Below are 15974 nucleotides of genomic sequence, written 5' to 3'. Positions count from 1 at the left end.
GAGATATGGAGAGAATTCTATCCCTCATTACATCGCAAGACTTGCCACTCTGGAAAGCGTAGTAACAAAAAAGCAAAGAGTTCAGAATTATGAGTTATGAGTTGAGAATAGGCTTAGTTTACTATCAACCTGAATACCAGCCACTAAGCACTAACCACTAACCACTAACAACTAACCACTAACAACTAACCACTAACAACTAACCACCTACTTCACCTTCTGCAGAAAAATCAAATACGTCGGGAAGTGGTCACTATATCCGCTCGCGTAATTGTCGAAATCATAGGTACGTTTTGGATAGCCTTTGTATTTGCCATCCGTTTGAACCATCCAGGGTTTATTGAAAATTTTTGCATCCTGGAAAAAGAATCCATCCTGATCTTTATTTAAAAATCCGGATGAAATAATGATCTGATCAAAGAGGTTCCAGCTATCGTTGTAAGCCAAAGTTCCAATCCCCTGTTTATACATTGACATCCATGGATTGTACATTCCACCTTTCATTACTTTATCTTTTTCTCCCTTAGCTCCGAGAACTACAGCAACACTTGGACTAACAGGATCGTCGTTCAGATCGCCCATCACCACAATTTTCGCATCCGGATTGAGAGCGGTAATCGAATCAATCTTGTGCTTGCACACACTCGCTGCGCTTGCTCGTCCCGGAGCACTTGCCTCTTCGCCACCACGACGGGAAGGCCAGTGATTCACAAATACATGCAAGGGCTCTGCGTCAAACATACCATATACATATAATACATCACGTGTTTTACGAATGGTGCTGTCCGTATTGTACAACAACACATTCAAGGGTTCGCTGAATTTGGGTGTAAAATATTTAGGATTGTACATCAATGCTACATCAACACCACGCTCATCCGGAGAATCGTAATGTACGATCTGATAGTTTCTGCGAATGAGAGAAGGCTGGTGCGCGAGATCCTGAAGTACCGATTCGTTTTCAATTTCCGCGCAACCAAACATAGCTAGTCCGTCTGGCGTTTTATCCGTTCCAATTTGTGACAATACTTCTGACAAGTGATTTACTTTATCTGTATACACTTCTCCAGTATAATGCTTCGACCCTTCCGGAAGAAACTCTTCGTCATTCACTTTCGGATCATTGATTGTATCATAAAAATTCTCCAGGTTATAAAATCCAATCAGGGAGACTTTGTATGTTGTTTTTTGTGCAGATACAACAACATTCAACAAAGTGAATATGCTCAACAGCAGGAGGTTTCTTTTCATCATAATTTACAACCGGTTTCAAATGATTCGGGCGGCAAACATACAAAAAGGCTGGTCTTGTTGATGATGCTTCGCTGAATTCATTGATTCATCGCAATTTATTCAAATAAAAATGATGAACAGTACAGAAATACATTGTATTTCATTGAAAAAACAAGGAATTTCTGATCAGATTACAGGAAATCACTACTTATTCTGATTTCTCAGTGAATTAACATGGAAATAACCATACACTATAAGCAACTTTTGCTAATTTGATTAGCTTTGTCCCCCCCATTTATTGAAAGCAACTAAGAACTAGACAATTCACTATGCGATCACAAAAAAAACTACTCTTCATCCTGTGCCTGTTTTTCCCAATTCTGACGTTTGCACAAACGGCAACGATTAAAGGAACAGTAACCGATGAAAGCAACCGACCTGTTAACGGCGCGAAAATTTCAATCAAATCAAGTGGACATTCCACAACTACCGATTCTACCGGTGCCTTCATTTTGCAAAATGTTCCTTATGGAAAAATGCAAATGGATATTTCAAAAGACGGAATTTCTTCCACAAACAAAGAAATCGAAGTAAAAGAAGCGGAAGTGAACGTGGCGATCAATCTCGGCGATCAAACAACCGAAGGTGTTCATGCTAGTTCTGAAAGCATCCCGACTGTTTCCCTCAATGAGGAAGAACTGAAAGAATCTTCTACGCCTTCAGTAGCCAGCGTCCTCACTGCTTCGCGTGACGCATTTGTTTCCGCAACAACTTTTGTATTCAGTGTTGCACGTTTCAGAGTACGTGGTTATGATGATGAGAATTTCTACACACTCATGAACTCCGCTCCCATGAACGACATGGTAACCGGAAGAAACCTCTATTCCTCCTGGACCGGCCTGAACGATGTAATGCGTAGCAGAGAATCCACTTACGGACTTCACCCCGCGACTTACTCATTCGGTGCACTTGGCGGTGTTACAAGTATCGATAGCAGAGCTTCACACCAGCGTAAACAATTCCAGATTTCTTATTCCGCTTCCAATCGTTCCTATGACAATCGTGTCATGGCTACCTGGGGTTCCGGAGTGATGAAAGGTGGATGGGCTGTATCACTTTCTTACTCCCGTCGTTGGGCTGATGAAGGATATGTAAAAGGCACTTTCTATGATGGTCACTCTTACTTCCTTTCAGTTGAAAAAATCATCAATAGCAAACACTCTCTTTCATTGACAGGTTTCGGCGCAATGACAAAAAATGGCCGCTCCGCTCCTGCTTCAAAAGAAATGATGACTCTTGCTGACGATCATTACTACAATCCGAACTGGGGTTACCAGAATGGTAAAGTCCGTAATGCTGTTGTAGGCGATGCGCACCAACCGGTGATCATCCTCAATCACGACTGGAAGATCAACGAAAAATCTTCTCTTGAATCCGCTCTCTCTTATCAGTTTGGTCTGAACAAAGTTTCCGGTCTCGACTGGTACAACGCGGAAGATCCTCGTCCGGATTACTACCGTTACCTCCCAAGCTTCGACCCGAACTACGGCGAAGACAGCGCGAGCTACAATGCCTATTCCGCTCAACTTGCCGATCTGCTGCGTAACAACGAATCACTTCGTCAGATCCAGTGGGACGAATTGTACGAAGCAAACCAATTGCACGACACTACTATCAATGGAACAAGCGGCTTGTGGGCGAAATACGTTATTCAAAATCGTGTTACAGATACCAAACGTGCGAACTTCAACACCATCTACAACCGTGTGATCAATGATCACCTGGTCTTCAACGGTGGCGCTACTTTCCAGTCACAATCTTCTGAATATTACAAAGAAGTCAAAGACCTGATGGGTGCCGACTTCTTCACCGATCTCAATCAGTTCGCTCAACAGGCGAATCCGCTGGATCCGAATGCGAATCAAAATGACCTGGATAATCCAAACAGAATTCTTCACGAAGGTGACAAATACGGTTATGATTACACAGCCCACATCGCCAAAGGTTCTCTCTGGGGACAAGGAGTTTTTACCTACAACCGTGTTGATTTCTTCCTTGCTCTGAATCTTGCCAATACAAGCTTCTACCGTACAGGACATGTGAGAAATGGAGTTTTCGCGACATCTTCTTTCGGAGATTCTGAAAAGAAAAACTTTTTCACATACGCTGTAAAAGGCGGAGTGACTTACAAAGCAAACGGACGTAATTACTTCTTCGTGAACCTTGAAAATTTATCCCGTGCTCCTTTGTTTGACAACGCGTTCATTTCTCCACGTACACGCAATACGCTCGCGAATGATTTGAAAAATGAATCCATCTTTTCTGTAGAAGGTGGTTACCTTTTGAAATCACCACGTCTGAAAGGAAAAGCTGTTGCTTACATGACTCAATACACCGATGGTACAGACACACGCAGCTTCTACGATGACGATTACCGTACTTTCGTAAACTATACACTTACAGGTATCGATAAACGACATGTAGGAATAGAAGTTGCCGTTGATGCTGCCTTAGGAAAAGGATTCAGCGCAAGCGCGGTTGCTTCTGTAGGTGAATTCTTCTATTCATCACGTCCGCTCGCGACAACAACTCAGGATAACAAAGACACATTGCTCGGCTCCAACGAAACGCTTTACCTCGAGGACCTTCACCTCGGCGGCGGCGCGCAAAGCGCATACACAGTTGGTCTGAACTATCGTTCAAAACGTTTCTGGTTCGTGAATGTGAACTTTAATTATTTTGATGACATTTATATCGACGCGAATCCACGTCGTCGCTCTATCTCTTCTCTCGACCTGGTCGATGCCGGATCAACGACCTGGAAAGCAATCCTGCAACAGGAAAAAGCGGATCCGCAATTCACCATGGATGCTTCCTTCGGATGGTCATGGAGAATGAACAACAAAATCAAATCTCTGAAACGTCCGGCTTATATTGTTTTGAATCTCGGTCTGACCAACATCCTGAACAACCAGGATCTGATCAACGGTGGTTATGAATACAGCCGTTTCGACACACAAAACAAGGACGTCAACAAGTTCCCGAATAAATATACGTACAGTTATGGCACAACATTCTTTGCCAACCTCACTTTACGTTTCAATTAATCCATCCAGAAAATCAAACAGCTATCCTATATCATGACAACAATGAAAAGATACACCAGCATTCTCCGATTGTTCATTCTTCTCGGCCTAACAACAAGTCTTTTGTCGTCTTGCGTGAAGAAAGAATACGACGAACCCACAACCGCAAACATTGACCCGAACCTGACGGTGACCCACTCCCTCAGCCAGTTCACAGCTTTGGCTACAGGACCGGTTCCGAAAGAAATCACCACCGACATCATCATTTCCGGTGTTGTTATCGCGGATGATGAATCCGGAAACTTCTACAAAGAAATCATCATCCAGGATTCTACAGCAGGACTCAGCATCAGTGTTGACATTTCCAATTTCTATACTGAATATCCTATCGGTCGCCGTTTGTTCATCAAAGCAAAAGGTCTTTACCTTGCTGATGATGGTGATGGTAACTTCCAAATTGGTGTGAAAGACAATAATACGATCGGTCGTATTCCTTCAACACTGGTTGGACAATACATCGAGAAAGGCAAATGGGGCATCCCTGTTACTCCTGCCAGCTACACACTGAGCAGTCTTGGTAATGCAGGTTCTAACACACTGGTAAAAATCAGCGGTGTTGAGTTTGTTACTGCTGACGCGGGTATCAGCTATGCTGACGCCATCAACCTGATTTCAAAAAACCGTGTGGTAGAAGATTGCTCTTCACCTGCAAACACTGTTAAAATGTACAACAGCGGTTATTCCAAATTCGCTTCTGAAATCACTCCAACCGGAAACGGTACAATCGTTTGTGTAAATAAATTTTACAACGGTGCTCCTGAATTGGTGATCCGTGATCCACGTGATGTAAACATGCCGGACGTTCGTTGCGACGGTACAACAGGCGCTTTAACACAAATGCCGATTGATAGTTTGCGCATGGTGTTCACAGGAACAACCACAACCGGTCCTGTTGGTCGTAAAATCAAAGGTATCGTGATTTCCGATAACGCGAATCAGAACACCGATCCGAAAAACATGGTGATCCAGGACGGCACAGCAGGTATTGTTGTCCGTTTCTCTTCCGCGCATGCATTTGCTGTAGGTGCTGAAGTAGAAGTTCGTGTATCAGGACAGGAATTATCCGAATACAACGGATTGCTGGAAGTAAACTACGTTGATCCGGGTAACGCGATCCAAACCGGCACAGGCACCATCACTCCGCGTGTTGCTACGATTTCACAGATCATCGCCAATTTACAAACATGGGAATCTACCTTAGTGACAGTTCAGGCGGGTACTGCTTCCGGTTCTACAACTTATAGTGGATCAAATACTCTGACGGACGCTTCCGGTTCTCTTACTTTGTACACTCGTACACAAGCATCCTTTGCTTCTACTGCATTGCCAACAGGTCCGAAAAGCTTCACAGGAGTTCTTTCAGAATACTCTTTCGCGACAGTGCCTGCGCAGCTTTCTATCAGAAGTACTGCTGACGTACAATAATTCAAAAACCTTTTTATGAAAAAATCCCCGGAGTGAAAACTTCGGGGATTTTTTTTGATCAGATTTTCAGTCAGGTTAAAAACTCTTTCACCACCTCCCCAAACCCCGCCGGATTCTCCGCATGCACCCAATGCCCTGCATTCGCTACGGTAACAATGTTCACTTGAGTAAACATTTGCCGGATTTCCGTCTCATCTGTTTGTGAAATATATCCGGAACGCTGGCCGCGAATAAAAAGTGTGGGGACATCAATTGGCGCGGTTGGCAGGAAAGCTTTTCCGATATTCTCTATGTTTTTTTCTATCGCCGAAAGATGAAATCTCCAGTCAAGCTTTTGCGCGTCGTTCCAGTATAAATTTTTAAGCAAAAATTGAACTGTGGCTTCGTCGTGAATGGAAACACGCAACTGCTCCTCTACTTCTTTGCGGCTGCTGACATTCTCCGGTTGTACGGAATTGAGCGCTGACAAAACCGATTGGTGATGTGGCGCGTAATAACGCGGCGCGATGTCGGCGATAATTAATTTCTCCAGACGTTCAGGATATTTATCCGCGAAAAACATCGCGACTTTGCCACCCATGGAATGTCCGAGCAAAACCACTTTCGACAAACCTTCATCGTCCATCAGCTCACGAACATCTTCAACCATGTCTTCATAGGAGAATGCATCGCTGTGCGGACTTCTCCCGTGATTTCTCAGATCAATCGCGTAGCAGGAGAATCCTAAACCTGAAAAATATTTTGAAAAAGTATTCCAGTTATCTCCCAGCCCGAACAATCCGTGAAGAATGAAAAGCGGTTTGCCTTCTCCTGTTTTTTTGAAAAATAATTTCATCGCTTGATGATAGAAAGATCTGTTAGCTTCTTAAACAACGCAGATACATTTGCACTGTATTTTCCAATCCATAATACAAAGCATCCGAGATCAGGGCATGACCGATGGAGACCTCAAGCAAACCAGTGACTTCAGTGCGGAAGTAACGCAGGTTGTCGAGGTTGAGATCATGACCGGCATTGAGTCCAAGACCAACTCTTGCCGCGGCTTTGGACGCGTGCACGTATTCAGCCACCGCCTTGTGCGGATGATGCGGATATTCACTCGCGTAATTTTCAGTATAAAGTTCAATCCTGTCGGTTCCAGTTTCAGCCGCCAGTTCAACCAATTTATCTACCGGTGCAAGGAACAAGGATGTTCTCACACCATAACTTTTCAACTCAGCGACGATATCTGTAAGAAATGACTGGTTTGTTTCAGTATCCCAGCCTGCATTTGATGTGAGCACATCCGGAGGATCGGGAACAAGTGTTGCCTGATCAGGACGAATTTCACGGATCAGTTCCAGAAATTCCCTCGATGGATAACCTTCGATGTTGAATTCTGTTTTCACAATTTCTTTGAGCGCATACACATCTTTGATCCGGATATGGCGCTCATCCGGCCGGGGATGAACGGTAATTCCCTCCGCTCCGAAACGCTCTATGTCGGCAGCTACCTTCAGCAAATCGGGAACATTTCCTCCTCTGGCATTCCTGAGGGTGGCGATTTTGTTAATATTGACGCTGAGTCGTGTCATGGAAATCATGAAATTGTAAGATTTGCCAAAATTACAACAAAACATGAAGGCCTGCGTTTTTCTACAAGATGTAATCTAAAAGTCTTTATACCTTTCCCGAACTGATAATCTGCTTTGATTTCCCATCTTGGCAAGGCTTTTGAAGCCTGATAAATGAAAATATGTATGTTTGCACCCCGTTAAACCTTCCGGTTTAATATTCCGTAAAAAAACCAATGATTGCAAAGGACCTGATCAACGATTCATTCCCGCCCCTCAAACTGAGCGACAGCGGATTGAAAGCCATTAACTGGATGGAAGAATTCCGCCTGGAACATCTTCCCCTGGTCGACGGGATCAATTACATCGGACTTGCTTCAGAAGAAGATATCCTGAAACTGAGCGCCCTCGATCAGCCACTTGCCAATCACAACCTGCCGCTCATTCGTCCTTTTGTTCGGTACAATCAGCCTGTCTTTGAAGTGGTGAAACTGATTTCAAAAGACAAACTCACGATTGTTCCCGTCCTCGATGCGGCGGATCATTACATCGGACTTGTGACGCTTCAGGATATTCTGAAACATTATTCCGACAGCGGAATTTTTGAAGACGCGAATGGAGTGATCGTTCTGGAAGTCGGCGCGAAAAGTTACAGCCTCAGCGAAATCTCACACATCATCGAATCCGAAGACGGGAAAATTATCAGTTCTTACATCACCCCGAATCCGGAAAACGAAACCATTGACATCACCATCAAAATAAATCAACGCGAACTTTCCCGTATCCTCGCTTCCTTTAACCGTCACGGTTACTTTGTAAAGGAACATTATCATCAGAATGAATTTATTGATGATGTGAAATCACGCTACGATTCATTGATGAATTATCTTGGTATTTAAACCGGAGCGATGCGTGCAACCATGAAATTCAAATGGTTCCTGTTTGGATTCTTCCTGGCATGCATTTCAGCCTCCGCGCAAATCAGCCCTGCTCCTGCTTTTACAGATTCATTATCGGAAAGTGATTCTTCCTCTGTCGAAATCATGGACATTGTCCTGATTGGAAATAAAATCACCCGTGAACACATTGTGCTTCGCGAATTAACTTTCCGTAAACACGACACCATTCCGGTGTATGAAGTGGAGAAAAATTTCCGGAGAAGCGAGGAAAATCTGCTCAACACTTCCCTTTTCAATTCTGCACGCATCACCTGGCTGAGACAAGGCAAAGAACTTCGCGTGTACATCATCATGACTGAACGCTGGTACATCTTCCCACTTCCTGTTTTCGAACTCGCGGAACGGAATTTCAATGTCTGGTGGGAAACCAAGGATCTGTCAAGAATAGTTTATGGTGGAATCCTCAACTGGAATAATTTCAGAGGAAGAAATGAAGTACTTGCGGCTTCTGTTCGCCTCGGCTATACACAACGGATCAGTTTTTATTACAACATTCCCTACATCAACAAAAAGCAAAATGCCGGTTTAACGGTTTCTTTTTCTTATGCCCGAAACCACCAGGTTGCCTTTCAAACTCTGAACAACAAATCAAAATATTACAAAGACGAAAATCAATTTGCACGGGAAGAATATGGTGGTTCGGTACAATATATCTATCGTCACGGTTTGTATGAAACGCATGCCGCGGAAATCGGATACCGTGAAGCAGGAATAGAAGATACAGTTGCCCGTTTAAATACAGATTATTTCGGGAATGGAATCAATCAAATTCGTTATACAACATTCCGTTATTTCTTCAAATCAGACCATCGCGATCTTGTCGCTTATCCTCTCAAAGGAAGATATTTCGATCTGGAATTTCTGCAAAGAGGTTTTGGATTTCTAAAAGACGACATCAATATCACATCTGTGATGGCACGTTACAAACATCACTGGAAACTAAGTGATCGTTTTTATTATGCCGGAGGTATCACGGCGATGTATTCAGGGAATAAATACATCCCCTATTTTCTCTATCGCGGTTTGGGATACGGGAAAGAATTTCTTCGCGGTTACGAGTATTATGTCATTGACGGACAACAGTATGGTTTATTGAAAACCAATCTGAAGTTTCAACTTCTGAAGACACATTCTGTTCATGCCGGTTTTATTCCGCTCTCAAAATTCAATACGATTCCCTATGCTTTTTATCTGAATCTTTATGCGGATGCCGGGTATGTGAAGGATCCGCTTTATGCTGCAGAAAATCCCCTGGCAAATACATGGTTGATCAGTTATGGAACCGGATTGGACTTTGTTACGTATTACGATATTGTATTTCGGTTTGAATATTCCATCAACAAATTAGGAGAATCAGGATTTTTTCTTCATTTTACTGCTCCGATCTGACCTGGACGACCGGAAATTGAGTTTTGACTTAATAAAAAATAAATGAACATTGCCATTTATGGCCGCCCGGTAAATCTGAACCAGATTGAATTGGCGGAAACTCTGATCAAATTGCTCCGTCAATCGGACCATAAAATTGTTCTTCATTCGGAATACTATAATTTCCTCAAACAACACCTGCCACTGGAACCAAAGATTCCGGAATTCAGCAGGCATGAAGAAATCTCCGGTGATATCGATTTTCTTTTCAGTATCGGTGGCGACGGAACCTTACTGGATACGGTTTCTCTTGTCAAAGATTCAAAGATCCCGGTAGTCGGCGTGAATGCAGGCAGACTCGGTTTTCTTTCCAGCGTATCGAGAGATAATCTTGAATTCGCGATTGATAGTCTGGCCAAAGGTCATTATTCTACAGACGCCCGAACACTATTGAGGGTAGAGTCCAACTTTCCGATTTTCGAGGGACAAAATATTGCCCTGAACGAATTCACCATTCACAAAAAAGAAACCTCATCCATGATCACCATTCATACTTATCTGAATGGTGAATACCTCAACTCCTATTGGGCCGATGGAATTATGATCTCAACTCCTACCGGATCAACAGGATACTCATTGAGCTGCGGCGGACCGATCATCGTTCCCCAATCAGAAAGTTTCGTCATTACCCCAATCGCTCCTCACAATCTGAATGTACGGCCAATTGTTGTTTCCGATAAAAACGTGATTTCTCTTGAAGTGGAAGGCCGGAGCCAGCATTTTATGGCAACACTTGATTCCCGGTCGGTTACGATTGATTCGGGTTATCAATTGGCTGTCAGGAAAGAAGCGTATTGTATCAACCTGGTCCGCCTCAGTAATGAAAATTTCCTGAATACCCTGAGAAAGAAACTAAATTGGGGATTGGACACCAGAAATTAATAAAATCGAGGTAAAAAATGGCTTATATTTAATGCGAATGGGAACTTTTAAACGGATCTCGTCCGTATAATGTATCATATTTTTTAATTACTATATTTGCCGAGTACTGTCTGACCGCATGAAGAAAATTGTACTTCTACTTTTAACGGCTTTATTGCTGGTACCAGCAATTTCTGAAGCCCAACGCTGGAAACGTCAGCGTTACGAGTTCAGTTTCGGCCTTGGAATTAGTAATTTCCTCGGGGAACTGGGCGGCGCCAACCAAATCGGCACAAATTATTTCCGCGATCTGGAGTGGTCACTCACCCGTATGGCGGCTTCTGTAGGATTACGATACAAGCTCAGCAATTATTTCGCGCTGAAATCTCACCTCACGTATGGACGTATTTCCGGCGATGATAAACTAACCACGGAGTATTTCCGGAATTATCGCAACCTGAATTTCTTCTCTGATATTTACGAATTCAACGTCAACTTCGAAGGTGCATTCCAGCAGGAACAGGTGGGTCACCGTTACAGATTGAGAAAAGTCCGGGGGATGAAAGGTTATGAATTGTACACCTATGCATTTGTGGGTGTAGGTGTGTTTTATTTTGATCCGAAAACAACTTACAAAGGAACGACCATCCGCTTGCAACCTCTGGGAACAGAAGGACAAGGTTTAATTCCATCCAGAAATAGATATTCACTCGTTCAACTTTGTATTCCTGTCGGTATCGGATTTAAATACACGATCGACCGCACCTGGGGACTTGGGCTTGAGCTCGGAATTCGTAAAACGTTTACGGACTACATTGATGACGTAAGTACAACTTATTTTGACTTCAACAATTATCCAAACGCGAATCCTGATGCGGCTGCATTATCGGACCGTTCCGCTAAAGAGCCTGGCAGACATAATACCGATGCCGGCGAGCAACGTGGAGATCCAAGGGATAAGGATTCTTACATGTTTGGTATTTTCAGCATAAACTATAAGCTTAAGAACGGACGTAATAATTTACCTCGTTTTTGATATTTGCCTGAGAATTTATCGGGCATTTATCCGTTGAAGCTAATCACCCAATACGGGTTTCCCTTCATGAATTTTACGAGAACTCCAATCCTCCTCCTGTTTCTGACTTGCCTCTTTTGCAGCCCTGCAAATGGCCAGTACAACGAAATTGGTATCCAGGCCGGTGTCGCCAATTACAAAGGAGAACTCTCCCCGCATACCTTCAATACCGATTTTATTCATCCTGCTTTCGGAGCCTTCTTTCGACACAACTGGAACCGCCATTGGAGCTGGAAACTAGAGCTGAATTACGGTCGTATTTCAGGCGATGATGCCAAAGCGACGACCGGTTTTGAACTCGACAGAAATTTATCTTTCTATTCAAATATTCTTGAACTCTCCCCTCAGATAGAATTCAACTTTTTCCCCTATGAAACAGGGAATTCAGACTTTCCGTTTACTCCTTATCTATTCACCGGAATTTCCGTCTTCCATTTCAATCCAAAAGCTGAATTGAATGGCGAAGTTTATGAATTACAACCACTCGGAACCGAAGGCCAGGGCTACAATGGCACGAAAGAATACAAACGAATCCAGCTCGCCATTCCTATCGGAGGTGGAATAAAAATTACCGGAAGTGGTCGTGTTGGTGTGGGAATAGAAGTCGGTGCCCGCAGAACTTACACCGATTACCTCGATGATGTTAGTACCACCTATCCTGACATGGCCAGACTTTTATCCACCCGAGGCCCTGCTGCTGTTGCACTTTCAGACAGATCATTTTCCCGATCAGATACAACCGTTTTCACTCCTGTTTTCAGAAAACAAAGAGGTAATTCAAGGGATAAAGATTGGTACATTTTTGCCGGAATCACCATCTATATCCGGCTGACCAGTCTGCAAAGAGACATCTGCAGGCCATTCAGAATGCGTCGATATTGATTTATTTACTCATTTGAGTAAAATGCCGCAGAATTGATTATAAAAACCCCGTTTTTATTAATTTTTAACACACTTTATCTTTTCTCTTCCTCAGGAATTCACCCCTCTTTTTACCTATTTTAATTAACTTGCGCCGCTTTTCATTATTGGCGAATGAGTCTTAAAGACAAAATAATTCCGGGTAAGCTACCGTTGCACCTTGCCGTCATCATGGACGGGAATGGACGATGGGCGCAAAAACAAGGACAGATGCGGGTGTTTGGTCATCAAAATGGCGTAAAGGCCGTGCGTGATACCACAGAAGCCGCAGCTGAAATAGGGATCAAATACCTGACCTTGTACGCCTTTTCTACTGAAAACTGGAATCGCCCAAGAGAAGAAGTTGACGCGTTGATGGAACTCCTGATACACACCATCAACCAGGAAAAGGAAACGCTTCATAAAAATAATATTCGCCTGCTTGCCATTGGTGATTTGAAATCACTTCCTGCAGGTTGTTACCAGGAATTGCAGGAAGCGATCCGTGAAACTGCAGGCAACACACGCATGTCACTCGTGCTCGCGTTGAGTTATAGTTCCAAATGGGAACTCACCAATGCAATGCGTGAGATCGCAAGGGAAGTTGAAGAAGGAAAAATTAAAGCGGATGATATCAATGAGCAATCGATCGCGTCCCATTTGAATACCGCGTCCATTCCTGATCCTGAATTACTGATCAGAACAAGCGGAGAACACCGGATCAGCAATTTCCTCTTGTGGCAAATAGCTTACTCCGAATTATACTTTACAGATAAGCTCTGGCCGGAATTCGGAAAAGAAGATTTGTACGAAGCCCTGATCGATTACCAAAACCGCGAAAGACGTTTTGGCCTTGTGAGCGAACAATTACCTAAACCCTGATGATGAAAAGATTTCTTTTTACTGTTCTCCTTTTTATTTCCATTCAAACCCTCTATGCACAAGTGCAACTGGGCGGAGACAGCCTCATCGTTGATTACGGAAATCCGAAGCAATTCGTGATCGGTGGAGTTATCGTTACCGGAACACAATACCTGGATGAAGGTGTATTGATTAACTTATCCGGATTGATCGTTGGCGATACCATTGAAGTGCCCGGAGACAAAACCACTAAAGCCATCACCAATCTTTGGAAACAGGGATTGTTTTCTGATGTGAAAGTGCTTGCAACCCGTACACAGGGACAAACCATTTTCCTTGAACTACGTCTCCAGGAAAGACCACGCTTATCTAAATTCTCTTTCAAAGGTGTCAGCAAATCTGAAGCCGATAAAATTCGCGAAAAAGTAAAACTGGAACGCGACAAAGTTGTAACCGAAAATGTAATCGCTTCCACGAAAAATATCGTGAAGAATTTTTACGTCGATAAAGGTTACCTCAATGCAGTAGTGACGATCAATGAAATCAGAGATACTACTTTCGCCAACAGGGAAATTCTGGAGATTGTCGTTGACAAGAAAAGCAAAGTTAAAATCCACCGGATTTATATCGATGGAAATACCGCCTTTACCGATGGCAAACTGAAACGGGCGATGAAAGATACCAAGGAGAAACGTTGGTATAAGATTTTCACCTCATCAAAATTCTTGGATGAAAAATATCAGGATGACAAGACCAAATTAATCGCGAAGTATGCTGATCGTGGTTATCGCGACGCTGCAATTGTAAAAGATACTGTTTTCGCTCATGATGAGAAATCAATGGATATCCGTATCCAGGTTCAGGAAGGGCATCAGTATTTCTTCCGGAACATCACCTGGGTGGGAAACACCAAACATTCATCTCAGGAACTCAGCAGTATTCTTGGAATTAAAAAAGGTGACATCTACGATCAGAGTGTACTCGATCAACGTCTGTTCATGAGTCAGAACAGCCGTGACGTCAGTTCCCTGTACATGGACGATGGATATCTTTTCTTCTCTGTAACACCGGTAGAAATCAATGTGGAGTCCGACAGTATCGATCTTGAAATGCGGATTTACGAAGGGAAGCAGGCACGTATCAACAAAGTAACTGTTGTTGGTAATACAAAAACAAACGATCGTGTCATCATGCGTGAGATCCGTACCAAGCCCGGACAACTGTTCAGCCGTACCGACATCATCCGCACACAGCGAGAATTGGCACAGCTGGGTTATTTCGATCAGGAGAAACTCGGGGTGAATCCAAAACCAAATCCTGCCGATGGTACCGTGGATATTGAATACACTGTCGAAGAAAAACCTTCGGATCAGTTGGAATTATCGGGTGGTTATGGTGCCAATCAATTGGTCGGAACCCTTGGTCTTTCTTTCAATAATTTCTCCGCACGTAACACCTTCAAAAAAGGTGCATGGCGTCCTTTGCCTTCCGGTGATGGGCAGCGTTTGAGTTTGCGTGGACAAACCAATGGAAAATACTACCAGAGCTATAACATATCTTTTACAGAACCATGGTTGGGAGGCAAAAAGCCAAATTCATTCAGCGTCTCTTTATTTCATTCTGTTCAGTCTAACGGATATGCGAAAGAAAGTCCGCTTCGTCAATCCATCACCATTTCAGGAGCATCTGTTGGTCTTGGAAAGCGATTGAAAAAACCGGATGATTTCTTTTCCATTTATCATGAAATCAATTACCAATACTATGTCCTGAGTAATTACGGTAGCACTTTCCTGTTCAGTGATGGTGTTGCCAATAACCTCAGCTTTCAGGAAACTATTTCAAGGAATTCAATAGATGCTCCGATTTATCCTCGCAGTGGTTCACAGCTTTCTTTGACTGCTCAGTTCACTCCGCCTTATTCCTTATTCAGTAATAAAGATTACAAAACAGCGAGTGATAACGAGAAATACAAATTCATTGAATACCACAAATGGAAATTCTCTTCACTGTGGTTTACACGTATTGCCGGAAACCTTGTACTCCATACAAAAATCCAATACGGATTCCTCGGACTCTACAACAGGGAAATCGGCGCATCACCCTTTGAACGCTTCTACCTCGGTGGTGACGGGCTCTCCGGTTACGCCCTGGATGGTCGTGAAATCATTGCCCTTCGTGGTTATGAAAACAATTCCCTCAGCCCGCGTAACATCTATAACAATACCATCGGTGGCACAATCTTTGACAAATACACTTTAGAACTCCGTTATCCATTGTCATTAAATCCATCCGCCACTATCTACATTCTTGGTTTTGCCGAAGGAGGAAATTCCTGGCTGAAATTCAACCAGTTCAATCCTTTCAGCGCGAAACGTTCACTCGGTGGCGGTATCCGGATCTTCCTTCCTGTCTTCGGATTGCTGGGACTTGACTGGGGTTACGGTTTTGATAAGATTCCGAACGATCCAAACGCGAATGGGGCTCAATTCCATTTCTCAATTGGTCAACAATTTTAAATTCATACATTTGCAAC

12 protein-coding genes are annotated in these 15974 nt (G+C 43.3%); 9 read left to right on the top strand and 3 right to left on the bottom strand.

Annotation, left to right across the window (positions count from 1 at the left end; translation table 11 throughout):
• Positions 1-207: 207 nt before the first annotated feature.
• Complete coding sequence (locus tag IPP86_04045) at positions 208-1254, bottom strand: endonuclease/exonuclease/phosphatase family protein (GenBank protein MBL0137688.1); 1047 nt, start codon at positions 1252-1254, stop codon at positions 208-210.
• Positions 1255-1562: 308 nt separating this feature from the next.
• Here IPP86_04045 and IPP86_04040 point away from each other — a divergent pair, with 308 nt between their 5' ends.
• Together IPP86_04040 and IPP86_04035 are read left to right on the top strand one after the other, a co-directional pair.
• Positions 1563-4340, top strand: coding sequence for a TonB-dependent receptor (locus IPP86_04040; GenBank protein ID MBL0137687.1), 2778 nt, complete (start codon positions 1563-1565; stop codon positions 4338-4340).
• Between the two features lie 42 nt (positions 4341-4382).
• Positions 4383-5804 (top strand): hypothetical protein, encoded by a 1422-nt coding sequence (locus tag IPP86_04035; protein MBL0137686.1) that lies wholly within the window; start codon positions 4383-4385, stop codon positions 5802-5804.
• Between the two features lie 70 nt (positions 5805-5874).
• On the opposite strand, the gene IPP86_04030 is transcribed toward IPP86_04035, so the two are convergent.
• Together IPP86_04030 and IPP86_04025 are read right to left on the bottom strand one after the other, a co-directional pair.
• The gene (locus IPP86_04030) at positions 5875-6639 is read right to left on the bottom strand and encodes an alpha/beta fold hydrolase (GenBank protein MBL0137685.1); all 765 of its coding nucleotides are present in this window, start codon (positions 6637-6639) and stop codon (positions 5875-5877) included.
• 22 nt (positions 6640-6661) lie between these two features.
• Positions 6662-7378, bottom strand: coding sequence for a pyridoxine 5'-phosphate synthase (locus IPP86_04025; protein ID MBL0137684.1), 717 nt, complete (start codon positions 7376-7378; stop codon positions 6662-6664).
• A 215-nt stretch (positions 7379-7593) separates the two neighbouring features.
• On the opposite strand from IPP86_04025, the gene IPP86_04020 reads away from it, so the two are divergent.
• The 7 genes from IPP86_04020 to bamA all read left to right on the top strand — a co-directional run bounded on the left by IPP86_04020 (position 7594) and on the right by bamA (position 15957).
• Entirely contained in the window at positions 7594-8256 is a 663-nt protein-coding gene (locus IPP86_04020; protein MBL0137683.1) for a CBS domain-containing protein, read from the top strand.
• Between the two features lie 9 nt (positions 8257-8265).
• Positions 8266-9705 carry a hypothetical protein gene (locus tag IPP86_04015; protein ID MBL0137682.1) on the top strand — a complete coding sequence of 480 codons (1440 nt, stop codon included), beginning with the start codon at positions 8266-8268 and terminating at the stop codon, positions 9703-9705.
• 42 nt (positions 9706-9747) lie between these two features.
• Positions 9748-10626 (top strand): NAD kinase, encoded by an 879-nt coding sequence (locus IPP86_04010; protein MBL0137681.1) that lies wholly within the window; start codon positions 9748-9750, stop codon positions 10624-10626.
• Between the two features lie 118 nt (positions 10627-10744).
• Positions 10745-11641, top strand: a complete 897-nt coding sequence (locus IPP86_04005) for a hypothetical protein (GenBank protein ID MBL0137680.1) — start codon at positions 10745-10747, stop codon at positions 11639-11641.
• Positions 11642-11707: 66 nt separating this feature from the next.
• Positions 11708-12562 carry an outer membrane beta-barrel protein gene (locus IPP86_04000; protein ID MBL0137679.1) on the top strand — a complete coding sequence of 285 codons (855 nt, stop codon included), beginning with the start codon at positions 11708-11710 and terminating at the stop codon, positions 12560-12562.
• A gap of 153 nt (positions 12563-12715) precedes the next feature.
• Positions 12716-13462 (top strand): isoprenyl transferase, encoded by a 747-nt coding sequence (locus tag IPP86_03995; protein MBL0137678.1) that lies wholly within the window; start codon positions 12716-12718, stop codon positions 13460-13462.
• 2 nt (positions 13463-13464) lie between these two features.
• A complete protein-coding gene (gene bamA / locus IPP86_03990; GenBank protein MBL0137677.1) occupies positions 13465-15957 on the top strand; it encodes an outer membrane protein assembly factor BamA in 2493 nt (830 codons plus the stop codon).
• Positions 15958-15974: the final 17 nt, after the last annotated feature.

It is taken from the genome of Bacteroidota bacterium (assembly GCA_016720935.1).
In the GTDB taxonomy this organism is placed as follows: Bacteria; Bacteroidota; Bacteroidia; order AKYH767-A; family 2013-40CM-41-45; genus JADKJP01.
Note: the sequence above shows the minus strand (reverse complement) of the source record. Positions and strands in the feature narration are given on the sequence as shown.